Source organism: Pseudovibrio sp. Alg231-02 (assembly GCF_900143565.1).
Classification (GTDB): Bacteria; Pseudomonadota; Alphaproteobacteria; order Rhizobiales; family Stappiaceae; genus Pseudovibrio.
In genome coordinates this window covers 170674-194442 of the sequence record NZ_FREX01000001.1, presented here as the reverse complement: position 1 = coordinate 194442, position 23769 = coordinate 170674, and the positions used below count along the sequence as shown (strand labels likewise).

Genomic DNA, 23769 nt, shown 5'->3' with positions numbered 1-23769 from the left:
CTCAGGCGTTGAAGCTGTCTGAGGTCAGTTTGCGATTGTCTCGTTCCATCCGTTCAACAATGCTGGGATTGAGGATCCAGGGCATGGAGCCCCCGGTATTCTCCCAATTCACGAGAACCTCATCCCAGGTTTTGACGGATTTGATGAGTACGGGGAAGCTGAGTGGCTCTTTGCCAAACAGGATTTGGTCAAGGTAAGCGGCGCCGCGAACAAGATAATAGTTGCCGCCGTACTCCATGACGTAAATCTCAGGTACTTCTTCTATCTCAATGAGTTCAGCCATTTGAAACTCCATTATCAATTGTTATAGATCAGCAAGCAGTGCTTCGAGTTCCGGATCCATACCCTCTTCATCCGCTTCTTCCTCATCATCTGCTGAAAGATCGGCTAGGAGGTTGTCCAACTCTGTTGTGTCGTGGACAGGCGCAGGCGGGGCAGCTGCTGCAGCTGGCGCAGGTACTGGTGCCTCTTCAACCTCGTCTTCTTCTTCCTCTGCCGCTTCAGGTTCACTTACCTGAGGTTCTGGCGGATCAGCCTCAATTCTGAAGATGGTTTCTGGTGTTTTCTTAGGATCAATGATGGTCTCGACAACAACAGCACCTTTTGTTGCCTGAATACCTGGGGTTAAGCCGTCGCCACCACTGATGCTGACACGGGCACCAGCGCTTGGGCTTGGTGTCTCGGCAGCTTTGGTCACTGCAATCTGATCGCACCAGCGTCCAGAAATCGTGTCACCAGCTAGGCCATCAAGAGAGGCTATGCGAACTTCGGGCTGCCCCTTCATAGAGACAATGGGCATCCAGCTCTGTCTCATTAGTGGCTCGACGCTGCGATGACTGATCATGCGATCAGTACAGGGTAAGGCAACCTGATCACCATACTGGTCGTGAACGTAGTGGAAGGGCATTTCGTTGAGTGTCAGGATCGATCCTGGCTTCATGCCGCCGCCATTGGTCTCATAGTCTTTTGCAAGCACAAGACCAATCAGGGCTGCAGGATTGCCCCACAACATGGCTTTCAGGCCAACTTGCTCGTCAAACTCTTCAAAGTTGAATGCATCAATAGGGTCAGTTTTGGCGCCATAAGGCATTCGGAGCATGAAGCGTGGCAAGCTCAGGCCAATGTAATTGCTTTCTGGCATGGCACGCAGACTCTGCCACGTCTTTTCGGTAATCTTAGGAAGCTCAGCAAATTTTCTGGTGGCATTGTTACGGTCCAGGGATGTCAGGAAAGGTGCATGCGCATGCGCACAGATCTTTGACATACGCCCCAGAAGCTCTGCGTGAGGTGGTGTCATGTCGAATGTGTAAAGGCCAACAATAGCACTCGGCGTGCCAACACCTTCATCCTGCAACGCATTTTCTACGAACAGACGATACAAACCTGTTTCTTCAAGCTTGTTGGTGGCGCTGAGGTCTCTTGCAAAATCTTCCGCAGAAATGTCATAGAGCGTTATCTTGAGCGCCGTTGAGGTCTCAATTCGGCGTGACAACATATCAATAACGCGCCAAACACTCTCCAAAGACTGGAAGTCAGCGTTTTGAAGGATTTTACGCAGTGTTGTGGTCATCACAGTCTCGACGATCTCAAGGTAATCATCGAGCTGTGGGTTGTCGGCTGGAGTAATGTGGGGCGAGACAATCTTACCAATCAGATCTGTAAAGTCGTCGGCCTCTTCATGTTCTTCAACGGGGCGATCAATGAGAGCTGAAAAGTCACTCAGCTTCTTGTCAACTGGAATGACTGATCCACGCGAGTTGCGCTGTGAGACAGGCTTTTCGCCTTTGTTCTCCAGCCACTCATCAATGGTTGCAGCCGCATTGCTGAAAGTTCCGGGGTTCTTGAGGGAAGAACGCAGCGCCTTCAGCTCATCAAATATCTCGAATTCATCGATTATTTCGTCAGGGTGGAAGTCTTCAATGCAGTTCGGTTCAAACCGAATGACTTTTTCATCACCAGCAAGGTCAAGTTCGATGTTGATCTTGAAACGGGCAGGGAGATCTTCTGCAGTATCGACATCAACATTATGCCCCTTGAGCACAGCGAGCTCATCAGCATTGTAAAGAGCCATACGGTTGGCACGACCAGAAAAATCACCGATCACGGCAAGATGGAATGGACTATCCAGCGTGATGTTGAGCTTTGGGGCTTCACATGTGACCTCGCCAAAATCTGGCTCAAAAACACTTGCAGATGCACCTTCAGCGGTTTCACCTTCTGTGGGAGCATCACTTTCCTCTATGATGTCATTGAGCAGTGCATCAAGATCATCGTCCTTGTCAGAGTCACTCATCAGAATCTCTCTTATTGGTTTCTATCTGGTCCTCAAGACGTTCGAGGGTTTTGATTACCTGTAACTGCGCAGCTTCCAATTGAGCGGCGATTGCACGGTTTTCTGCGGATACGAGGAGGCGAAGGCGTTCGACGTCTTCACTGTGTTCTTCCTGATAGATGCCTTGCATGGAGCTGACGATCAGACCGATAAACAGGTTGAGTACCGCAAATGCAGTCAGGAAGATAAAGGGTATGAAAAGAGCCCAGGCGTAGGGATAGATCTTCATTACGGGACGCACGATCCCCATGGACCAGCTCTCTAACGTCATGATCTGGAACAGCGAGTACAAGGATCGGCCAATGTCTCCGAACCAGTCCGGGAAGCTTGCGCCGAACAGGCCAGTCGCCATCACCGCAAACACATAATAAATCAGCGCCAGAACGATCATCACGGAGAACATGCCAGGCAATGCGTCCAACAACGCCTGCATCACTTGCCGGTATTGTGGCAGGAAGGACAGGACACGCATGGCCCGCATAACCCGAAGGGCACGCAGAACGCTGAGATAACCCGACTGTGGGAGCAGTGAGAAGCTAACCACTGAAATGTCGAAGATGTTCCACCAGCTTTTGAAAAACCGCGTGCCAAACGCCATGATTTTCAGAACAAATTCCAAGATGAAAAGTCCGATAATCACATCGTCAAAAATGATCTGACCATCACCGGTCAAGCGTCGCACGGAAGGAGACGTCGCCAGACCCAAGCTGATGGCGTTGACAACAATCAAGATGAGAAAGGTGTACTGAAAGGTATCAGAACGAACAATACGGCGCAAAGTAAGACGCCACGCAGGAATGCGTGTCGACCGTCTCCTCGCCGATTGTTTAACTTTCTGCATCGTTGGACTCCTCGTCACTTGGAAAAGTAGTTCCGACGTGTTTTGTTTCAGTTAGTTTCTGTGGTAAAAAAAGTAATAAGACTATGTTTTGATTTTGCTTTCAGATTTATCTGAATGGTCTGTGAAGGGCCTATTTCTTCTTGTGTTTATCTTTTTTAGCCACAGGTGACTTCTTGAACTTGTAGTCAAATGCATCACCATCAGTCAGAACCTTGAGTTCTGTGATCTTCTTGTCTTCACTCATGTTCTTAAGGAACTCTGTACTGATATCCGGGAGAAGGGTGTTGGTCAGGATCGCATCGATCATACGACCACCACTCTCAATTTCCGCGCACCTGCTCTCAATCAAAGCAACAACTGAGTCATCCCAAGTGAACGTCACATTGTGGTTTTCAAGGATACGATCACCAATCCGGCCAAGTTGCAGATTGATAATCTTATGAATGACAGGAGAGCTCAGAGGATAATAAGGCACAGTTACAAGCCGGCCTAAAAGGGCGGCTGGAAAGGCCTTCAGGAGTGGGGGTCTTAAAGCCTTGGCAATTCCCTCTGGATCCGGTGTCAGATCTTCGTCTGCGCACATATCCAAAATGAGGTCACTGCCTACATTGGCGGTCAGCAGGATCAAAGTGTTCTTGAAGTTGATCTTCCGGCCTTCGCCGTCCTCCATCATGCCCTTGTCGAAGACCTGAAAGAAGAGTTCGTGCACATCAGGGTGGGCTTTCTCAACCTCATCCAGCAACACAATGCTGTAAGGTCTGCGGCGCACAGCTTCCGTCAAAACGCCGCCTTCACCGTAGCCTACATAACCTGGAGGAGAGCCCTTGAGCGTGGAGACTGTATGGGACTCCTGAAACTCACTCATGTTGATGGTAATAAGGTTCTGCTCACCGCCATAAAGGGTCTCTGCAAGCGCTAAGGCTGTCTCGGTTTTACCAACCCCACTTGGTCCAACCAGAAGGAACACACCAATAGGGCGACTTGGGTTATCAAGATTAGCACGGGAGGTTTTTACGCGGCGAGCGATCACCTCCATGGCGTGATCCTGACCGATGATCCGTTTCCTGAGGATATCGCTCAGATGCAACACAGTCTTAATCTCGTTAGAGACCATGCGCCCGGTTGGGATACCCGTCCAGTCAGAAACAATCGTTGCGACAGCTTGGCTATCTACTTCAGGAAGAATGAGGGGATGCTCACCTTGAAGTTCGGTCAGTTCCTCAAGTTTCTGATCCAGCTCTTTCTTGATTGGAGCCGTATCTGCATTCTCATCTCCATTGGTCTGGCGGAACACCTCACGCAGCTTGAGAATTTCTGTGACAAGTGATTGCTCTTTCAGCCATTCTGCTTCAAGAGCCTCGCGTTCTTTCTCAAGCTCTGCAAGCTTCTTGTGCACGTCAGTTAGCTTGTCTCCGACATCAAACCCGGACTGCGCCTCTCGTTCAAGGATATCTCGTTCTGTCTCAATCATAACGAGACGCTTACGGCAGTCGTCTACAGCGGCTGGGGTCGCATGCTGTGAAAGAGCAACACGGGCACACGCTGTATCAATCAGGCTGATTGCCTTATCTGGCAGCTGCCGTGCTGGAATAAAACGCATAGACAAATGTACGGCAGCCTCAAGCGCTTCATCTAGAATCTGGACCTGATGATGCTCTTCAAGCATCGCAGCTACACCGCGCATGATTGCAACGGCTTTGTCTGGATCTGGTTCTTCGACCAAAATGTTCTGGAAGCGGCGAGCAAGGGCAGGGTCCTTCTCAATGTGCTTCTTGTACTCAGACCAGGTTGTTGCTGCGATCGTCCTAAGCTCACCACGGGCAAGGGCTGGCTTCAAGAGGTTGGCTGCATCACCGGTTCCCGCAGCACCGCCTGCACCAATGAGCGTGTGAGCTTCATCAATGAACAGGATGATCGGTTGCACAGAGGAACGCACCGCATCCAGTATCTTGCGAAGGCGATCTTCAAATTCGCCTTTTACGCCAGCACCAGCCTGCAATAACCCGACATCAAGCAACAGAACGCGCACATCTTTGATGGATGGGGGCACGTCGCCCTCTGCAATGCGGATGGCTAAACCTTCGACCACTGCCGTTTTACCAACACCCGCTTCACCAGTTAGGATCGGATTGTTTTGACGACGGCGCATCAGCGTATCGATGATCTGGCGAATTTCTTCTTCACGGCCAATAACCGGATCCAGCTGTCCAGCTTTTGCTTTTGCCGTGATGTCTGTGCAATAGGCGTCTAACGCCTCATCAGCTGACTTTAGCCCCGGAGCAGTGGCTTTCTGTTCGCCAGCATCAAGTTGCGTTCCATCCTTGGCTTTTCCCTCTTCAGGAGAGCCCTCTGTGATCTTTTTGTATCGTGTCGCAACATCATCGGCTGAAATGTTCTCAAACAGACGCGAAATGCCAAAGAGCGTATTGCGAAGGCCCGGGGTCTTTAGGATGCCAATCAGAAGGTAACCGCTGCGGATGGCATTATCACCAAACATCAAAGTGGCATAAACCCAACCGCGTTCAACGGCCTCTTCCACGTGCTGAGACAGATCGCTGACTGAACTGGCTCCTCGAGGCAACTTGTCCAAGGCTTTGGTGAGATCACTTGCGAGCCGGGCCTCATCGATCTCTGCATCCCGCAAGATGCGGTGCAGATCTGAATCTTGACCGCTCAACAACTGCTGGAACCAGTGCTCCAACTCCACATAAGGATTGCCGCGCATCTTACAAAAGGTCGTAGCGCTGTCGATTGCCTGATAGCAGGTCGGATTCAATTTACCGAAGAGGGACGCTCGTTTGATATCACTCATGGGAACTCCTAGGCAGCCTTCGCACGATTGTTGTTGTGAACAGATGCTTTTGATTTTTCAGTGACTTGTCGTGGGCGTAAATTGAGATCTCGGACCGGATCGCCTTGTTTTTTAGGAGACAACCAGGTGGTCCAGCCAAGCTTTCCATATTGTCCAAGCCGGGTAGTCGGCACCTGATTGCGCTTAAGGACAAGAGCCACATCCCACTCCAGTTCATCGCCGCAATAGGCTCTGACGGCTGAAAGCAAACGCGGCATGGAAACACCATCAGGAAGCAGACCTTCATAGTCACGTAAGCTCAGAGGACCGAACGCCACACGGAACTTTGTGTCGCTGGACCAAACACGCCCCCCCAGTGCAGCTCCAACACCGAGAAGCCCGGCATTGCGAAAGCCGTTGAGGGCCGTCACTTGATTTTTGGGTAGATACAGCCATTCTCCGATAAACTCTTCCAGAGCCACAGGAAGGTTGAAGTAACAGCTCAAAATAGCCAGCAATCCATCAGCCCCGCGCGTTTGCAAGGCGAGACGGCCAGCGAAGTGGTACTTCACCACATCCGGCAGATCATCACGATGCCGAAACTCAGTTGGTCCAAATCCCGCGAGCGCTCCGGTATAGATCGAATACCGGTCTTGTTCGGGGCGATCAAAGCTGAACGCGGGCTCTCCCGTAATCGCCGCGCGGTAAAATAAGCTCAGGATACGGTGGTGAAAGACATCCGCGAATGCACGCATAGTGGTGTCGCGGTGTTGATGTTCCCGCTTAAAGGCATACTCAGTCAGATGAAGCGGCATTGGACCGTTGGGTCCAAATAGCCCTAAAAACCGGCTGGTTAGTCGGCATGGGTTTGTTCCAACACCTTGCTTGAATGCCGTTATTGTTGAGGCTTCAAACTGCAAATGCGGTTCATGAGAAAATCGAACAGGATCATCCTGACAGCGTCGTGACGTTCCGATCCGAGGCATATCCGGGTTAGAACACTCAATAAGCCGCACCAAAGGCAAAAATTCGTAACTGAGGTAATCTTTCTCAGCCGAGCGCAAACGCTGCTTCCACCGAACTTCAGGCGTTACGTCTGCTTTAACCGGTACGGGCAATGCGCCTTGCCCATCGCGTGGTTTGGGTGGGCCAGATGAGCCGGGGGGAGGTGGTGTTTGCGAGCCGGTCATAATCTGTGACGCCTCCCGATCTGGCAGGGCCAGCGCATCACTTCACCGCGTACGTTGGATCTGATCACTGTCTCGGTGAAGCTGTTGATCGAAACGTAACGAGCAAAGAACTCATTGAGCACAGCACCAAGCAAGAACACACCCGTGCCTTCAAAGGCAGCTTCATCAAGCGTAATGTTGAGCTCAAGTCCGCGCGCCACGGATGAAAGGCCTTGTCCGGGGAGGCGGCGAACAGCTCGTGTGGATTTGATCGAGCGTACGCCGTCGATCTGTTGTGTTGTGGAACTGTCACCCAGTGGCGCATACAAATGTAGGATGGAACGCAGCGCTTGTGCACCATCTGTATCGTTGTTGTCTGCAATGCTGAGGTAATTCAGTGAGAGATGATTGATGAAACGCCATGCGGTCTCACCAAAGATGTTTGAGGGACGTGGGCGACTAGGACCATCAATGCATTTGACCGCTTCAACTGGCCCACCTTCCGGAAGGGAGAAATCCGACTTTCCCGCACCAATCGGCATCATCAATGGCAGATCCCGGTTTGTGCAAAGTGCGCGGATGCCCAGCTGGTTGAGTGCCAGATTATAGGGAGCATCTTTCGCATCTACGAGACTGACAAAAATTTCAGTGCCAAGATAATTACTCCGCCCACCTGTCATCTGGCGTTTGGCCGTCGCAAGCCGCTGTTTGCGATTTACCGTGTAATAGGCGCCTTCACTTTGTAAGTCTTGTGTACTTGATAGGCTGTAGAACGGCTTGAAGATCTGTGGGGCATCGCCTTGCGAGCTGAACCCTTCAACCTCTTGTAACTGATAAATCTCGTAGTCGAGCGGTTTCGATCTGTCTGGCACCACATGATGATCGCTGCGCTTATCGTTGATATGCAAACGGTCAAGGCGCGTTGAGAACAGGTTGATTGCGGGCGTGCAGAACAATGAGATGTTGGCGCGATCAACAGCACGTTCCAGATCTTTGTCAATCCGATCAAAGAGCAGGAAGATATCCATTTCATCCGTCTCGCATTGACGAACGGCAGGTTGCAGATTGGTCAGTTCAACAAACAGGAAACGATGCGGAAATGCGAAGTACTCCTGCAACAGACGGTACCCGCTGAAGGATTGTGGACCATAAGGAAGAAGCGCATCTTCATCTCCATACCCACGCGTATTCACGATCTCGGGGGACAGACTGATTTCCCAGGGAGTAGGCAAACTTGTTGGACGGATCGAAACGCCAGTGCAATTGCCGATGATTTGCTCATAAAGCTTCACCGGTTGCGAGCCTCCACCGCGCAGGTACAGCGGCAGTTCGTCCAGTGCGAGCTCATTAAACGGGATGTTGCCAACCGTTTTCAGTCGAATACGAAGTCCAGCTTTTGCTCCATTTTTCACTTCAACCTTTTGAGCGGCCAGTTCACTTGGGCTCGCCAGATAATCGATGGCCTCTATCGTAATTGGCCAAAGGGTTGTTTCATGGGCAGTGTTATAGATGCAAGGCGTCGCTCCGCGGGCACTCTTGCGGCTGCGTAACTGCGTTCCGCGAGGGATCACATACCCATCCTTCAGGGAGCCTTGCGTCATATCCGGCTCCAAACTTGCGATAAGCATGGATGGAACTGGCGCCAGAAAGTGAGGATACACCATTTCCAGAAGGTGCTGCGTAAACTGAGGGAATTGGGCGTCCAGCTTGTATTGAACACGCGCGGTTAAGAACGCAAAGCCTTCCAGAAGACGCTCAACGTACGGATCTGCACAGTCGAAACCGCTCAACCCAAGACGTCCGGCGACTTTGGGGTAAGCCTCTGCAAATTCAGAGGCACTTTCGCGAATATGCTGTAATTCTCTGTTGTAATACGGAAGCAGCCAAGGCTTCATGTCAAGAACCTCGCTGGCGCGGTTTAGCTATTTGCACCGCATGCACATCAAGGTCGAACTCAGTGCGCAGGTACAAGGCTTGTGGCAAAGGTTGGGACCACAACTGCCCTTCAATCTGGAAGTCCAGACGATTGGAGCGGCGTGGCTTATTAGGTTCAACGATAGAAACCAAAAGACTATCTGCGATAAGGCGAGGCTCGAAATGTACGATTGCCTCATGCAAGATGTCTTCAATCTCTTCAGCACTTTTGCTTGTCATCGCGCCTAGGTCTGGAATTCCAAAATTTAAGACGGAGGACTGGACTTCGGGATAGGGTGCCAAATCAATGTCTGATGCCAGGCGGGTTGTGTTAAAAAGCCACTCCAAATCACGTTGAATGGAATACCGAAGATTAACCGAACTGGTGACACGGGCTTCGCGAGGCTCCACCTGCTGAAACGGGTTGTCATCTGTAAGACGATCCAACAAAGACGGGACCAACCGATCAGCAAGAGGGCGTTCAGCCATGGCCTCCCTCCGTTGAAGATGCGGCATCATCTGCGCCCGTTACGGGGCCGATGTCCTTATGAATATCCAGTTCAGTGTCAAAGTTGATCGCTCGCACCTCAAGCAGAGGGATCTCTGCGCTTTCATGCGCAAACATACGTTGCCCGATCGGTCTGTCTTCGTTCCAGGTAGTTAAACGGGAAAGCTTGAGGTTTGGGTCGTCTGAATGAACAGTCTCAACGTAACGTGTTGGAATGAAACCATTTGCAGGGCCACCATTGACCCAAAGAAGGTTCACAGGTGTCCAGCACATGTCCCGCAGATCACGAGGCTCTGGAATTCTGATGGATTTGATTGCGGAGTACGGAACCCAGTAATAGGCGTTGCTCATCATAAGCTCAAGAACGGGGCCAAGTCGCGGATCGGCATCTGCCAGCCACTCGAACTTTTCACCATTGATGGTTCCAGAAATAGCGTCTGCTTCTTCAAAGGCTTTATCCCGAAGCTCAATTGCCGCTTGTTCGTTCTTCTCACTATCGAACTTGAGGGCTTGAACCAGGAAAGAAAGCCATTCTTTGGGTTCGCCAAAGAGCAGGGGCGTCTTGTCACCTGAAAAGACTTCTTCGCGCAATTGCTCCATATCCAGCAAGCGGGAATAAGTCTCCACCATAGGCACAGCACTTTCATCAAACTGCCGGATGATTGGAAGTTGTTTTTTGGCTTTGAGCCAGTCTCCATTGACGCAATAGAGCTGGAAAAGGAGGATGCGTTCTTTTACGTCCTCAGGCTTTTTTCGCACTTGCTCCTGAGTGATCTTGAGCGCTTCTTGTAAATTACCTGTGGCTAGATGTTCCTTCGCAGGCATACGGGATCACTCCAGACTATTGCGATGAGGAAGGTTTGCCGGGGAAGCCCCGGCAAACAGATAAGGTAGGGAAAATACTCGATTATTTGACGACGAGGTCGCGAGTATTCTTGATGCGGCTCCACTTTTCGGTAAGTGTCTTGCCCATCGCACCAGTGGTATCCATCATGGTGTAATCAATCTGAACAGCACCGTATTCCATCTGGATGGATTCTTTACACTCTTCGTCGTTACCTTCCCAGCTGATTTCCTTGATGGCAACCAGCTTCATTGTGAAGGTAAGGAAGATCACACCAGCCTTACCGGATGCACCACCTGAACGGCGAAGCAAAAGTGTCACGGTCTCGTAAATACCACCGTTACAACAAGCAAGGAAAAGGCCTGGCGAACCGCGGTCACTTTTCTTTTCAATCTGGAATTCTTTAAACTTCACGCGACCAGCGCCAGAACCGCCACGCATGGAACCGATGTCCATAGTGTTTTCAGCACCCATGCTGAAAGTGGCGATTTCGAAAGCCTTTTTTTTGGCCATTTCGTCATCTTGTGTTTCGCCTTCAATGGCGATAGCACCGGCACCGGGCCCCTCGAAGATTACATATGCATCAATTGACATGACGCTTGCTCCACTTTTTGTTGCTTACGTTGTTGTGGCACTAAACGGCTTGCCGCATGAGGCGTAGTGCCGATTAACAGCGTTTTGGATGGGTTGATAAAAAACGCTGCCGTCTTCCGCGTCAGCCTGAGGTTTATCCTCCCTTGGCTGACGGAAGCTTTGAAACCAGTCGCAAGGAAACCGTCAGACCTTCTAACTGGTAATGAGGACGCAGGAAGAACTTCGCGCTGTAGTAGCCTGGGTTTGAATCGTCGGCTTCGACGACCACTTCGGCTGACGCCAAAGGCTTTTCCGCCTTTGTCTGCTCACTGGAGCCTGCAGGATCGCCATCTACGTAACGCATGATCCAATCTTGCAGCCAGTTCTGAAGATCCTGACGTTCTTTGAACGAGCCAATCTTGTCTCGAACAATACATTTTAGATAATGAGCGAACCGACAACTTGCAAATAAGTAAGGTAACCTAGCTGCAAGGTTCGCATTTGCTGTCGCATCAGGGTCCGTATACTCTGCTGGTTTCTGCAAAGACTGTGCGCCAATGAACGCGGCTAAGTCTGAATTCTTTCGGTGTAACAATGGCATCATGCCATTCTTTGCAAGTTCAGCTTCACGGCGGTCAGTGATAGCAATCTCAGTTGGACACTTCATGTCCACGCCGCCGTCATCCGTTGGGAACGTATGTGAGGGTAGACCTTCAACAGCGCCACCAGATTCAACACCTCTGATGCGGGAGCACCAGCCGTACATTTTGAATGAACGGGTGATATTGGTTGCCATTGCAAAAGCAGAATTGGACCAGACGTACTTTGAGGAGGAGGCACCTGATGTGTCCTCTTCAAAATCAAACTCATCCACTGGCTCAGTAAGCGGGCCATAAGGCAACCGGGCCAGAAAACGCGGCATTGCAAGACCGATATAACGGGAATCTTCAGATTCTCGTAGTGATCGCCATGCGGCATATTCTGGTGTCTGGAAGATTTTGGTGAGATCGCGGGGGTTTGAGAGTTCTTGCCAGGATTCCATTTGGAAGAGGCTAGGGCTTGCACCTGCAATGAACGGAGCATGAGCCGCCGCGGCGATCTCTGCCATTTCGTTCAAAAGTGCCACGTCTGGTGGCGTATGGTCGAAGTAGTAATCACCAATCAGCACACCATAAGGCTCACCACCGAACTGGCCGTATTCTTCTTCGTAGATTTTCTTGAAGACCGGGCTCTGATCCCAAGCCGTACCCTTGTATTTTTTCAGGGTCTTACTCAGTTCCTTCTTGGAGATATTCATCACCCGGATCTTCAGCATTTCGTCAGTCTCAGTATTATTGACGAGATAATGAAGTCCGCGCCAGGTGCCTTCCAGGCTCTGGAAATCTTCGTGGTGAAGGATCGTTTGAATTTGCTCGGAAAGTTTGCGGTCAAGTTCGGCAACAATTGACTCGATTGACTTCAGCGTATCGTCTGAAATCAGCGTCGTGTTTGCCAAAGCCTGCTCAGCCAGTGTTGCCACTGCACCTTCCACGGCTTCTTTTGCGCTGTCTGACTTGGGTTTGAATTCTTGAGTGAGGAGAGATTCAAAGTTATTGGGATCAATAGCTTCAACCTGTGCCTCTTCGGCTTCGACTTCCGGTTGTTTTTCAGCTTCAGCCATTATTTTCGTCCTTCTCTTCAGCAGCAGCATCACCTTCCTTCGGTGTGGCAGCTAGTGTTTGCAAAAGGGCAGGATCATTCAAAACCTTACCGATCAACTCCTCGGCACCGGACTTGCCGTCCATATAGGTCATCAGGTTTGCAAGTTGAGTACGGGCTTCCAGCAAGGTACGCAAAGCGTCTACTTTGCGGGCAACAGCTGCTGGAGAAAAGTCGTCCATACTCTCGAAGGTCAAATCAACACTGAGATTGCCTTCGCCTGTGAGGGTGTTGGGAACCCGGAATGCCACACGTGGCTTCATCGACTTCATGCGTTCATCGAAGTTGTCGACGTCGATCTCAAGGGCTTTGCGATCCCCTACAGGAGGAAGTGGATCTTCGGGCTTGCCAGAAAGATCAGCCATCACGCCAGCCACGAAAGGCAGCTGGATGGTCTTCTCTGCACCGTACAATTCAACATCGTACTCAATTTGCACTCGAGGGGCTCTGTTCCTCGCTATAAATTTCTGACTACTTTGTTTTGCCATGTGATCGGGTTCCCGGTACTTTTGTTCTTATTCAGACCTGGGTTATTCGATTGAACCAGAATGCTCGTCATCGTCGTCGGGGCGTACCCCTCTGATATTCAAAACTTGTGCTTCCCCATCTGGAGCGAGGTCCTTGATGATGGAATAAAAGTCGAGATCAACAAGACGTCGGGCCCGACCCAGTAGAAGTGGAACCGGACTTGAAGGTTCGCTACGCTTGTAATACGCACAAACTTCATCAAGAGCCCTTAACACGTCAGTTCGGTTTATAACTGTTCCGGTAAAACTTGCGCTTTTCTTACCTGTTCGGGCTTTAACTGGTCCATCTTCCTCAGAGTCAGGTTCTCCTTCTTCTTCCTCCTCTTCCTCTTCGATTTCCAGTGCTGGAGCCAATAAAAACTGCGCTTGACGCAACTCTCGCAGCAGGTCGTCAAGGATCAGGCCACCGTGCTGCGCGAAAAAATCCCTGATATGCTCGGATGTTTTGATCGCGGTTTCGATTGCATTAACAACCTCTGCAATGTTTTCGCGATCAGTCTCTCTGAGAGCTGCGTCATAAGAGGCAATGTCCGGCCTATCACGACCATCAGGCAGTTCAGTCTCCCCGCGGGCAATAGCGATCTCGTTGAGAGACCATGCTCCGAAGATACGAGACTGAACCAAAGCGGCATTTCTGATCAAAGCAAGCGTTGTGCGTCTGTCGTTGAGAGCGGAAAGGACATTCGCACGCATGATCGGGTCATGCCCCTCTGCAGGATCAAGTTCTGGATGCAGCGTATCCCAGAAGGAATCCAGCATTTGTGCAATGAAATCCATGCCTTTGGCGAAGCCTGGATATCCTTCAATTGCAATTAGAGATTGTGCGTGAATGATGGCAACGCGAAGATCGTAGGTCCGTGTAAGCAGCTGGGTGGAGAGGCGCAGCGCTTCCTTCCAGTCAGGCTCTTCCCCTTTGATAATGGCTTCGCCGATCTGGTGATCTTGGGTGCCACTGGCAGCAGTCTCCATCGTCAGGAAGTCAGGATCGTATTCAAGATCCGGCCCGCAAGGTGCATTCTCCTCAATAGGTTGAAGGGAAGCCGTTGGATCCATTCGAAATCTATCCCGCTCTGCTACTGCTTATTGGGACTGGAAGTCCGATCACTACCAAGTATTTGCGCATAGGATTGGTAGAGGTTGCCAAATGAGTGGGGCGACCACTCGAGATGGGCCTATAATATTCCGCAAGATCATTTCATTGTGTGTACAGTATAAGAGGAACTGGTAATATCGTTATTAACTCGTTGACTTGATAGGGAAAAATCTCTCTGCGACCAGAACACTTTGACAGATATGAGGATATTGTGTTGGAACCTGCAAAGAACACATCAACAAGCACTGTCAGGTTTTACAAGTGCCCGTCGACAAATCGCATGTTGGCAGAGAAGACGCTCATCTCACCATCTGCTCCGCAGCAACTTTTTTTTAGAGAAGCGAAAGCCCTGCAGCGTCTGTCAGGCACTATTGCGCCGAAGTTTGTAGCGCTGAAAGCCGAAGACGGAAACATCAAGTTGATTATGGAGTTGGTGGAAGGCCAAACTCTTGCCGAAAAGATGAGTAAGGCGTTGCTGTCCTCAAAAGAATGTGTCCAACTCTGTAAGCAATTGGTTCTGACGATCAATCATCTCCATAACGCAGGGATTGCTCACCTGGATCTCGCTCCCAACAATATCATGCTAAGCAACCAGGGAGAGCATGGCTTAGTCATTCTGGACTTTGCCTATTGTGCCTTTGCTGATGAACTGCCGTTTATAAGACCCCGTAGCAGTTTTACTGGTCATTTGAACTATGCCGCTCCAGAACAACTCGGGTTAGGTACGGATCAAATCACCGAGAAAGCAGACCTGTATGCACTCGGCTTGATTATACGCGAGATGTTTGGAAATCGGGATCATATCAAGGACACATATGAAGCTGCCATTGCGTTTCGGCAGAGCAATCCCGACCTCAGAAAACTACCGCCAGACCGGCGGCAAATGGTTACTCAACTGCTGAAATTTGTGCCTGAAGAACGCGTTAGAATATTAACGCACAGCGACTACAGCACCTAGTCGTGGGCTTGATGTTAAGAGCTGCGGAGAGGGCATAGGCGAGCCCAATGGCAGCCTCTGTTCGGGCAAATAAACCCGCATTGAGGCGTGCGGATGCTCGAAGTGATGCGCGTGCAGATGCCCTCATTGAAATGCGGTTTGCATTGCGAAGCCAGTCAGCCTGACCAATGTTCAGGTCAAGATCACTTAGATCCACTTTAGCTGTCGGCAGTTTCAGGTTCAGCTGGGGCAGCAATCTGGAAAAGAGGCTTAGCTTTGCAGTAATGCGAGCCCAGGCTTTGACGTTTCCTGAGAAAAGACTTTCGCCAAATGCCAGCTGCAAAAGACCAATGATGTTCAGAGCTGCCAAAATTTTGAATGCTGCTTTCAAATCGAACTTGAAGCCAAGGTTCCAGTTGCCAAAGTCAGCCAACATCTTAGCAAGAGCCTTCAGATCAGCCTGAGCGTTCATATTCAAATTCTGCTTCAGACCCAGATCAACGAGCCCAAGCAAAGGCAGATTGATTTTGGCCTTCGGGAGAATGAGATTTAGCTTGCCAAGATTGAGATTAAACGGGTTCAGTCCGAGCCCCTTAATCTGAAGGATGAGTTGCGCGGCAAGCCCCAATTTCGCAAGGATATGGCCGGGAAGGGAACCAAGCTTCAGCGCAAGAGGGAGTGCGAACTTCGCTGAGGTTTGCGCAAGCTTTTTCAGTTTTAGCTTGGCAGCGGGAAGTGTTGCAGACTCTGTCACCCGAAGAGCCAGGTCGGCAGCTGCGGTCAGGCGATGATTGATGCTGGCGTTCAACGCCAAAAGTTGCGCAAGGCTCAGGAAGTTGAACGGACGAAACCGCATGAACAGATGGGGGGATGTGACACGAAGGGAAGGCCCTTTGATGCGTGGCAAAGCCGTCGCTTCTCCTGCCTTCAACACAAGAGGAACAAGCAGGTTGAGGTTGATGTCGGGAATGATATCTGGACAAAAACAGAAGCAAGGCAATGCGGGGTGCTCCTTCAGCTTGTTCCCGAAAACAAAGGTCGCCCCATGCTACAAAGACCGCAGCATGGGGCGTTTAGATCAGATAGAAATCTTCTGTTCGATATCTTTCAGCGCAGCTTCAATCGGCTTTTTGATTGAAACTGATACACCGAGTGGATTTTTCTCGAGCAAGTTGATCAGTGTATCTGAGGCCATATGCTTGTTGAGCGTTGTGATACTTGCAGAGAGCTTTTTCGCAACAGCAACTTTCTGCTTTGGATCAGCTGTGCCCCAGTCTTTCAGATCACCGAGCACCGCATCCAGATTCCCTTGCAGGACACTGGCTGCACCGGTCAATGCTTGAGAGGGGCCCTTAGCCTGAATGAGCCGCATCCGTGGGTCTGAATGTGCCTTTAGCTTGTCAAGGAGACTGCCAATTTCTGTTTCAACATTTGCACGCTGAACCTGAAACTCTTTGATCGCGGCAAAGACCTCTTTCTGGTCGACCTTCTCTGGCGTTGGAGCCTGCGCCAACAGAGCAAGCATCGCTTTCACACCTGATTGCGTACCGGGATCGTCCAGCGCATTGACGGAGGCTTCAACCGCTGCAAGTTGCTGCCTCAGCTTGCCGTCATATTCCTCATCCTTGCCGAGAGCTTTCTCAACTTTATGGGTGAGTGCAGCCAGGATCGACGTCAGCTTGTCACGCAGTATTTCTTCTTGTGCTGCGTCTTCCGCGGCAGCTGCTGCGGCATCTTCAGCAGATGTGTCCTCGTCGTCTTCAGTGTCTTCCAGACTTTCGCCACTGGCAGCCAGTTCTTCATCAGTAAAAGCTTCATCACTGCCGGTGTCTGAAACTTCATCAGTCTCATGAGAGAACGTATCCAGCATATGATCTGGAGTCTCTGCACCTTCTTCCTCTGCGTGATCAGAGTGAACGGTGTTGCCCTCTTCATCTTTTACATGGATCTTGAAGTTCAGCTTTTGGCTGATTAGGAACTTACGCATCATTTTGATAAGCCCTTGGGTAGGTGGCTTACCAACGCATTCGATGGTCATTTCCTTACTTTTAATGGTCACAACCCCACACATGCTCTTGGGGTTCTGGGTCTCTTTCTTCACCGCGACCAAAAGCATCTTTGGCTTTTTCCGCGGGTGAATCATCAAAGCGTCGTCTTCCTTTGGATTCTTATTTGGCGAATACGCAAAGTTGACTTCTTGCTTACGTGCCTTCTGAATGCCTGCTTTTAGCTGTTGTAGTTCTTTGGGGTCCATTGGGTAACCTCGACGTTTGATCTTCCGACTACTTACTAAACTTCCTTTTATGTACTTTACATAAAACAGGTCTCGACGGTTTTAAATAAAGAGTACTGTCTGGGCGCACGTCATCAGTGTTGAGTGTTTCAAAATCAAACATGGTACACAATCGCGCGATCACTTTAATTCCAAGGAAGGTGACGTAGCTGGCGCCCGTACACATTCTCGGGCCCAAACCAAAGGGGAAATAGCTCCCAAGTGTTGCTTTCGCTTCTCCGCGTGAAAATCGATCAGGATCGAACATATCTGGATTTTCCCAGAATGAACGGTGGCGATGAACAACCCATGGACTGATGATTACCATGGATTCCTTAGGGATTAGAGTGTCCCCAAGTGTCGTGTCTTCACGGGCAACGCGGGAAAGATAAAGCACGGGTGGATAAAGACGCAGGACCTCTTTAAAGACGTCACGCGTAAAACGCAGACGGGGCAGATGCTCATAAGAGATACGGCCACAAGCTGTCACCAGCTGCACTTCTGTTCGGATGCGCTCAACAATCTCTGGGCATTGCGCAAGAATATAGACAGACCAACACAGCGCTGCAGATGTTGTTTCGTGGCTGGAGAGGAAAATGCTCGCGACCTGGTCAACAAGTTGTGATTTCGTGAAACGCTTGCCGGTCGATGGAACACGGGCATCCTGAAACACTTGAAAGAAGTTTTGAGAGTTTGGAGGCTTGTTATGCATGTGCTCGTCAATGATCTGCGAAATGACAGCACGCACGTCTTCTGCGGTCTTCAAGGCAGCTTCCGTAAACACCGGCTGTGATCGACCGGTAAAGCGCTTCAGATCCAACGCTGTCCCAGCAACTTCCTCCTCATATTTCATTATGGAGTCGAAACATTGATGCTCCAGCTGAATCTCAATGGGCTTTGAGAACACACAGCGGAAATTAACATCGGCAACCAGAAAGTTGATCTCTTCAGCCAGTTTGACGGTTTGACCAGTCTCAGCGTGTTGCTGAAAACGCTCAACAAAGGAGCTGAGTGCTTCTTGCAGATAGCCAAACGAGATGCGGACACTGGTGTTGGAAAAAATAGGCGCAACCATTTCATGCTGGTCTTGCCAGTCAACACCTTCTGCAGAAACCAGACCATTATGCAGGATCGGCTTCAACAGCTCTGCAATTCCGCCGCCTTTTGGGAAAATCGCTTGTTGCTCTTCCAGGACTCGGGACAGCAACTTGGGCTCATTTACGAGGAATTTACGCGGGTCATCATCGTCAAACTGAAAAATCGCGCACTCGTACAGCTCCTTTGGGATGACACCAAGAGGGTCAGAGCTCAAATAATTACTGAAGTTTCTCCAGCCTTCTGCGGCTTCTCCCGGATAGGGTGCTGGCGGACGATATAATGAAATCTTGTTTTCCATTATCTACATTCATGTTGCGGCGGAAATTGGAATACTTCCGCACATTTCCCAACATCATCAGCGCAAGCCGATAGGAGAAGTAGGTGAGAACCCATGCGCAATAGTGCTTTGCGGGAATATAGAACAGCCCTCTTAGAGATTTGCTTTCGGGACGCCGCAAATTTTGTTTGATTGCTAATCAAGAGAAAACACTCTGAGTAACCAATGGTTTTGGGCTCATCAGACACAGCGGTAAAAGTAAGCGCTATAGGGCTTTAGGGCTGATGTGATGACAATAGAAAGCAAGGCAAACCCACCAAAAGATGGCTGCAGAAAACGTCTTCTAACCTTACTTGAATCTAAAAGAGGTCCCCTAAGGGAAGGTGTTGGTGTGTTATGACTTGGAAAAAGACGAGTTTGGAACGCCCGTACTGTTGCGCAGGATCAAGCGGCACCCAAGCTCCACGCGGCGCGCACTGCGCTCGCCATCAGGCAGGGTTAAAGCTTCTTCCAACAGATTCAGCGCGACATGACCGATCTCTTCCATGGGAACATGGATGGTAGAAAGAGATGGGCTGGACAGTTCGCCAAACAGTGCATTGTCAAAGCCCATAACTGAAACATCGTTGGGGACGGAGTAGCCGTGGGTCTGTAGGGCTTTCATCGCACCAAGCGCAACGTTGTCTGCTGAGCAAAAGAACGCGGAGTACGGGGAGGGACCATTGTGTTCACTCAGCCATTTGCTGAAGTTGGTCTCCACCACATCCTGCTGATAGTCGCCAACATCGATAATGTCGGAGACAGGAACGTCGAGCCCAGCTTGTCTGAAGGCATCCAGAAACCCTTCAGTCCGTTGCTTCGCAACCCGCCGATTGCCCCAGGTGAGCAGGGCAATCTTTTTATGGCCCAGCTCCAGCAGGTGATCAGTCGCCAGCTTTGCCCCAAAACGGTTGCTGGGAGCAACTGTATCCACTCTCATCGACTGATCCTGCCCACTCAGAATAACGGAGGCAGACGGCAGTTTGTAAAGCATATCGATGAGACATTGCCTGTCATCCTGCATGACTGCGATGCCTTGAGGGCGGTGTTTTGCAACGGCCTCTACAATATTGTCCGGATTGATTTCATTTTCTTCCTCGATCTGAGGAATGAGGCGAATACCACGGCTTTGGCATTCTTTCCTGAAGGCGTTCAGCATAGTCCAGGCCACAAAGTTGCGATCAGACTTAGGGAAGGCTTTCTTGGTGCCAACCAGCAGCACTGTAGAGAGCAGGGAGATAGAAGCCTTACGTCTCCGCTTGGCGAGGTAACCGGTCTCACGCGCGATGCCTAACACACGTTCCTGCACTTCACTGCCGATGGGAGCGGAAGCGTTCAAAACGTGGGAAACAGTGCTGATTGAGACGTTCGCAAGCTTTGCGATCTGCTTGATACCCGTTGCCACGCGACTTCCACCATTCATCAATAGGACAGGCAATTATTGAATGAAAATCTTTTCATGTGCAACGCCTACGTGCGTGCTGCTGTGTATCACTGAAAGGAACTGATTGATGAATATTACTTATCCAATACGCATTTGATACTCAGACAACTTCGCAGTCGCATTCGTGATTATGATCTAAGGTGATGAATAAATTTAAGAAAGTCTGCATTGCTCAACTTTTGGTGGCAAATGAGCCAGATTGAGTGATGACCTTCAAGTAAGTTGAAGAACCAATCATGAAAAAGTTTTCATAAAGGCGCCTTGTTGTCAAACGGTGCTCCTGTCATCTTTGCCAGGTAACCGATTGTCAACAAGGTCATATTCGGGCTGCCAGGTGCAGTGGGGTGGGCTTGTTGCATTAATAGAAGTAATGCGTTTTGGCGGGGAGGATCTGGCAAAACGTGTTGGGGGAGAATTTGATGAAGAGCGTTACACTCACGTCGATTGCTGCTTTGACGCTGCCGTTTCTGGCCGCCAATGGCTGGGCCTATAACGAGGCGCCCATGCTCAAGCAGTTGGTTGAAGCCGGTCAATTGCCACCGGTTGAAGAGCGTCTGCCGAAAAATCCGCGCGTTATTCCTGTTTACGACAGTATCGGCACCTATGGTGGTGTCCTGAAGCGTGCGTTCAAAGGCCCAAGTGACCGTTGGGGGCCAACCAAGCTCATGGAAGAGCGTGTGGTTGAAACCTACATGGACGGCGACAAGAACCTGTCTCTGGTTCCAGGCTGGATCGGCGAATACTCTGCAAGTGAGGACGCTCGTGAGTTCACCTTCACAATCCGCGAAGGTCTGCGCTGGTCCGACGGCGCACCCGTCACCACCCGCGATGTGCGGTTCTGGTATGAAGACGTCTTCCTCAACGAAGATCTGATGCCCTCCATCAAGGCGCTGTACACCTCCAACGGTGTGCCAATGAAGCTGTCTTTTGCTGATGATTACACCTTCACTGTTTCCTTTGAGAAGCCATACCCGCTGTTCCTGACCGTTCTGGCCAAAGAAAGCACAGGCCGTCCGGGTCTGGATCGCCCTGGCTTCATCGAGCCCTTCCACTACCTCAAAGACTATCACCCAGCCTACGCTGATTCTGCCAAGCTGGAGGCAGCCATTGCCAAGTATGGCGCTAAGAAATGGACAGATCTCTGGGACTCCAAAGGCCAGATTCAGGCGTGGTGGTTCAACCCGAATATGCCCGTTCTCACCGCATGGCGCGTGAAGACACCTCCGCCATCCGATACCGTGGTGATGGAGCGAAATCCTTATTACTACGGCGTGGATGCAGAAGGAAACCAGCTTCCTTACATCGACCAGATTGAGCACCGCCTGTTCCAGGACCCGCAAGCCATCAACTTCATGGCGATTCAGGGCGAGATTGACCTCCAAAACCGCCACATCAACGTGGCTGACTTCACATTGCTGAAGGAAAACGAGGCCAAGGGCGACTACACCATTGAAAAATGGACCAAGGCGCTGACATGGTCGATCATTCCGAACCTCAACTCCAAAGATGAGGTCAAGCAGGCTCTGTTCGAAGACATCCGCTTCCGCGAAGCACTAAACATCTCAGTTGACCGCGAAACGATCAACGAACTGGCGTTCTCCGGTTTAGGTGAGGCGCGTCAGGCTTCGCCGATCTCCGGTTCTCCATTCTACGACGAGGAAGCTGAAGCGCGTTGGACAGAGTATGACCCGGACAAAGCCGCAGAGCTTCTGGATGCGATCGGCCTGACCGAGAAAGACGGGGATGGCTATCGTCTGATGTCTGATGGTCGTCGTCTCAGCCTCGTGTTGGAAACCCGTTGGGATATCCAGGGCGAACTGCTCGAAGTGGTCCGTACCTACTGGCAGGATGTTGGCATTGAAGTTCTGGTGCGTATTATCGATCGCACGCTCTACCAGCAGCACGTTGATACGGCGGACTTCGATATGGTCCTCGACACGTTTGATCGTTCCTCCGTCATTACAGCTGACCCGCTTCGGTTCCTTGGTCGCTATGGCTTTGCACAGAGCTACTTCAACTGGTGGAGCACCAACGGTAAGGCCGGTGAAGAGCCGCCGAAAGATCATCCGATCAGAGAAGTCTGGAAAGCATGGGAAAGCGCCCAAACAGCACATAGCCTTGAAGAAGCAAATGTCTATGCGCAGCAGATGGTGACCTTGCACAAACAATACGGCTGGCATGTGGGGCTCGTTGGTGAAACGCCTGCAATCTACGTGCGCAAAAACAGCCTGAAAAACTTCCCTGCGGGGTTCGTCCACGACGACGCTTTACGCGGCGTTGGCCTCGCATATCCGCAGCAGCTCTATTTCTCCCAAGATTAACCTGCCTTGCGGTTGAACTGGTGGCGGGGATCCCGATGCCGCCGCCAGTTCACAACTTCAATGCGTCCTTACAAGTACAATAAAACGGAAAAGGGATATGGCAGGTTATATTGCGCATCGCCTACTGTGGTCGATCCCGACATTGATCGTTATCACGATTGCCACATTCGTTATCATTCAGCTTCCACCGGGTGATTATGTAACAGCATACATTGCAGAACTGGTAGAAACTGGTGAAGTTATTGATGCGGAAACAGCTGCTCACATTCGTCATGAGTTTGGTTTGGACCGTCCAATGTACGAGCAGTTCCTCACATGGATCGGCGGAATCCTGCTTCATGGTGACTTCGGGCTGTCTCTCGACTGGAAACTCCCGGTATCTGAGCTGATCTGGGATCGTATCGGTCTCACGCTGCTGATCTCCATGCTCTCATTGTTGATGACATGGGCGATCGCTATTCCAATTGGCGTATATTCTGCAACTCGCCAGTATTCGTTCCTCGACCATCTGTTCACCGTTCTTGGCTTCCTCGGACGTGGTATTCCAGACTTCCTACTCGCCTTGGTGCTGATGTGGATGGGCTTCCTCTACTTCAACTTCCACGTTGGCGGTCTGTTCTCGCCAGCCTACGAAAATGCACCGTGGTCCTTTGCTAAATTCGGTGACCTTCTCTCCCACCTTTGGGTACCCGTTCTCGTACTCTCCACGGGTGGTGCAGCTGGCCTGTTGCGCATCATGCGCGCCAATATGCTGGAAGAGCTGGGCAAACCGTATGTTGAGACCGCCTATGCACAAGGCTTAAGCGAACGACAGGTCGTCTGGCGCTACCCGGTGCGCGTTGCTCTCAACCCGTTCATCTCCACCGTAGGTTGGGCATTGCCTGCACTCATTTCTGGCGATGTCATCACAGCAGTGGTGCTGAACCTCCCGACAACCGGCCCACTGCTTCTGCGCTCCTTGCAGAACCAGGACATGTATCTGGCTGGTGGCTTCATTCTCATACTGAGCGTCTTCACCATCATCGGCACGTTGCTTTCAGACATTCTGCTGGTGCTGACCGATCCACGCATTCGTCATTCGTGAGGGCACT

Annotated in this window: 19 protein-coding genes; 3 read left to right on the top strand and 16 right to left on the bottom strand. The window is 50.8% G+C overall.

Annotation, left to right across the window (positions count from 1 at the left end; all coding sequences use genetic code 11):
- Position 1: 1 nt before the first annotated feature.
- The 12 genes from DHN43_RS00690 to tssA form a co-directional block, all read right to left on the bottom strand.
- Positions 2-283 carry a hypothetical protein gene (locus DHN43_RS00690; RefSeq protein WP_063291939.1) on the bottom strand — a complete coding sequence of 94 codons (282 nt, stop codon included), beginning with the start codon at positions 281-283 and terminating at the stop codon, positions 2-4.
- Positions 284-304: 21 nt separating this feature from the next.
- Positions 305-2293: a type VI secretion system contractile sheath domain-containing protein gene (locus tag DHN43_RS00685; RefSeq protein WP_108817412.1), complete on the bottom strand. Its 1989-nt coding sequence runs from the start codon at positions 2291-2293 to the stop codon at positions 305-307.
- Positions 2286-3173 carry an ion transporter gene (locus tag DHN43_RS00680; protein ID WP_108817411.1) on the bottom strand — a complete coding sequence of 296 codons (888 nt, stop codon included), beginning with the start codon at positions 3171-3173 and terminating at the stop codon, positions 2286-2288. The genes DHN43_RS00685 and DHN43_RS00680 overlap by 8 nt, the downstream gene beginning before the upstream one ends.
- Positions 3174-3303: 130 nt before the next feature.
- Complete coding sequence (tssH, locus tag DHN43_RS00675) at positions 3304-5985, bottom strand: type VI secretion system ATPase TssH (RefSeq protein ID WP_108817410.1); 2682 nt, start codon at positions 5983-5985, stop codon at positions 3304-3306.
- 8 nt (positions 5986-5993) lie between these two features.
- The gene (tssG, locus tag DHN43_RS00670) at positions 5994-7154 is read right to left on the bottom strand and encodes a type VI secretion system baseplate subunit TssG (protein WP_108817409.1); all 1161 of its coding nucleotides are present in this window, start codon (positions 7152-7154) and stop codon (positions 5994-5996) included.
- Entirely contained in the window at positions 7151-9028 is a 1878-nt protein-coding gene (gene tssF / locus DHN43_RS00665; RefSeq protein ID WP_108817408.1) for a type VI secretion system baseplate subunit TssF, read from the bottom strand. Before tssF ends, tssG begins: the two co-directional genes overlap by 4 nt.
- A gap of 1 nt (position 9029) precedes the next feature.
- Entirely contained in the window at positions 9030-9536 is a 507-nt protein-coding gene (tssE, locus tag DHN43_RS00660; RefSeq protein ID WP_108817407.1) for a type VI secretion system baseplate subunit TssE, read from the bottom strand.
- Positions 9529-10380: a type VI secretion system accessory protein TagJ gene (locus DHN43_RS00655; RefSeq protein WP_057465258.1), complete on the bottom strand. Its 852-nt coding sequence runs from the start codon at positions 10378-10380 to the stop codon at positions 9529-9531. Before DHN43_RS00655 ends, tssE begins: the two co-directional genes overlap by 8 nt.
- 82 nt (positions 10381-10462) lie before the next feature.
- Positions 10463-10993: a type VI secretion system tube protein Hcp gene (locus tag DHN43_RS00650; protein ID WP_057465257.1), complete on the bottom strand. Its 531-nt coding sequence runs from the start codon at positions 10991-10993 to the stop codon at positions 10463-10465.
- A gap of 133 nt (positions 10994-11126) precedes the next feature.
- Positions 11127-12632: a type VI secretion system contractile sheath large subunit gene (gene tssC, locus DHN43_RS00645; protein ID WP_057465256.1), complete on the bottom strand. Its 1506-nt coding sequence runs from the start codon at positions 12630-12632 to the stop codon at positions 11127-11129.
- A complete protein-coding gene (tssB, locus tag DHN43_RS00640; protein ID WP_057465255.1) occupies positions 12625-13158 on the bottom strand; it encodes a type VI secretion system contractile sheath small subunit in 534 nt (177 codons plus the stop codon). The genes tssC and tssB overlap by 8 nt, the downstream gene beginning before the upstream one ends.
- Positions 13159-13200: 42 nt before the next feature.
- The gene (gene tssA, locus DHN43_RS00635) at positions 13201-14250 is read right to left on the bottom strand and encodes a type VI secretion system protein TssA (protein ID WP_108817406.1); all 1050 of its coding nucleotides are present in this window, start codon (positions 14248-14250) and stop codon (positions 13201-13203) included.
- A 320-nt stretch (positions 14251-14570) separates the two neighbouring features.
- On the opposite strand from tssA, the gene DHN43_RS00630 reads away from it, so the two are divergent.
- Complete coding sequence (locus DHN43_RS00630) at positions 14571-15248, top strand: protein kinase domain-containing protein (RefSeq protein ID WP_108817405.1); 678 nt, start codon at positions 14571-14573, stop codon at positions 15246-15248.
- Here DHN43_RS00630 and DHN43_RS00625 read toward each other — a convergent pair.
- The 4 genes from DHN43_RS00625 to DHN43_RS00610 all read right to left on the bottom strand — a co-directional run bounded on the left by DHN43_RS00625 (position 15214) and on the right by DHN43_RS00610 (position 20318).
- Positions 15214-16227 (bottom strand): hypothetical protein, encoded by a 1014-nt coding sequence (locus DHN43_RS00625; protein WP_208980910.1) that lies wholly within the window; start codon positions 16225-16227, stop codon positions 15214-15216. The two genes, DHN43_RS00630 and DHN43_RS00625, sit on opposite strands and share 35 nt — an antisense overlap.
- A 78-nt stretch (positions 16228-16305) precedes the next feature.
- A complete protein-coding gene (locus DHN43_RS00620) occupies positions 16306-17481 on the bottom strand; it encodes a hypothetical protein (RefSeq protein WP_108817404.1) in 1176 nt (391 codons plus the stop codon).
- Between the two features lie 28 nt (positions 17482-17509).
- Positions 17510-18895 carry a cytochrome P450 gene (locus tag DHN43_RS00615; RefSeq protein WP_057465251.1) on the bottom strand — a complete coding sequence of 462 codons (1386 nt, stop codon included), beginning with the start codon at positions 18893-18895 and terminating at the stop codon, positions 17510-17512.
- A gap of 373 nt (positions 18896-19268) precedes the next feature.
- Entirely contained in the window at positions 19269-20318 is a 1050-nt protein-coding gene (locus tag DHN43_RS00610) for a LacI family DNA-binding transcriptional regulator (protein ID WP_208994779.1), read from the bottom strand.
- A gap of 458 nt (positions 20319-20776) precedes the next feature.
- On the opposite strand from DHN43_RS00610, the gene DHN43_RS00605 reads away from it, so the two are divergent.
- Positions 20777-22678, top strand: a complete 1902-nt coding sequence (locus DHN43_RS00605; protein WP_108817402.1) for an ABC transporter substrate-binding protein — start codon at positions 20777-20779, stop codon at positions 22676-22678.
- 97 nt (positions 22679-22775) lie between these two features.
- Positions 22776-23762: an ABC transporter permease gene (locus tag DHN43_RS00600; protein WP_063288544.1), complete on the top strand. Its 987-nt coding sequence runs from the start codon at positions 22776-22778 to the stop codon at positions 23760-23762.
- Positions 23763-23769 lie beyond the last annotated feature (7 nt).

Bases quoted from the DNA above. Each gene is read 5' to 3' on its own strand.
- DHN43_RS00690 (WP_063291939.1), bottom strand. From the start codon at position 283: ATGGCTGAACTCATTGAGATAGAAGAAGTACCTGAGATTTACGTCATG.
- DHN43_RS00685 (WP_108817412.1), bottom strand. From the start codon at position 2,293: ATGAGTGACTCTGACAAGGACGATGATCTTGATGCACTGCTCAATGAC.
- DHN43_RS00680 (WP_108817411.1), bottom strand. From the start codon at position 3,173: ATGCAGAAAGTTAAACAATCGGCGAGGAGACGGTCGACACGCATTCCT.
- tssH (WP_108817410.1), bottom strand. From the start codon at position 5,985: ATGAGTGATATCAAACGAGCGTCCCTCTTCGGTAAATTGAATCCGACC.
- tssG (WP_108817409.1), bottom strand. From the start codon at position 7,154: ATGACCGGCTCGCAAACACCACCTCCCCCCGGCTCATCTGGCCCACCC.
- tssF (WP_108817408.1), bottom strand. From the start codon at position 9,028: ATGAAGCCTTGGCTGCTTCCGTATTACAACAGAGAATTACAGCATATT.
- tssE (WP_108817407.1), bottom strand. From the start codon at position 9,536: ATGGCTGAACGCCCTCTTGCTGATCGGTTGGTCCCGTCTTTGTTGGAT.
- DHN43_RS00655 (WP_057465258.1), bottom strand. From the start codon at position 10,380: ATGCCTGCGAAGGAACATCTAGCCACAGGTAATTTACAAGAAGCGCTC.
- DHN43_RS00650 (WP_057465257.1), bottom strand. From the start codon at position 10,993: ATGTCAATTGATGCATATGTAATCTTCGAGGGGCCCGGTGCCGGTGCT.
- tssC (WP_057465256.1), bottom strand. From the start codon at position 12,632: ATGGCTGAAGCTGAAAAACAACCGGAAGTCGAAGCCGAAGAGGCACAG.
- tssB (WP_057465255.1), bottom strand. From the start codon at position 13,158: ATGGCAAAACAAAGTAGTCAGAAATTTATAGCGAGGAACAGAGCCCCT.
- tssA (WP_108817406.1), bottom strand. From the start codon at position 14,250: ATGGATCCAACGGCTTCCCTTCAACCTATTGAGGAGAATGCACCTTGC.
- DHN43_RS00630 (WP_108817405.1), top strand. From the start codon at position 14,571: ATGTTGGCAGAGAAGACGCTCATCTCACCATCTGCTCCGCAGCAACTT.
- DHN43_RS00620 (WP_108817404.1), bottom strand. From the start codon at position 17,481: ATGGACCCCAAAGAACTACAACAGCTAAAAGCAGGCATTCAGAAGGCA.
- DHN43_RS00615 (WP_057465251.1), bottom strand. From the start codon at position 18,895: ATGGAAAACAAGATTTCATTATATCGTCCGCCAGCACCCTATCCGGGA.
- DHN43_RS00605 (WP_108817402.1), top strand. From the start codon at position 20,777: ATGAAGAGCGTTACACTCACGTCGATTGCTGCTTTGACGCTGCCGTTT.
- DHN43_RS00600 (WP_063288544.1), top strand. From the start codon at position 22,776: ATGGCAGGTTATATTGCGCATCGCCTACTGTGGTCGATCCCGACATTG.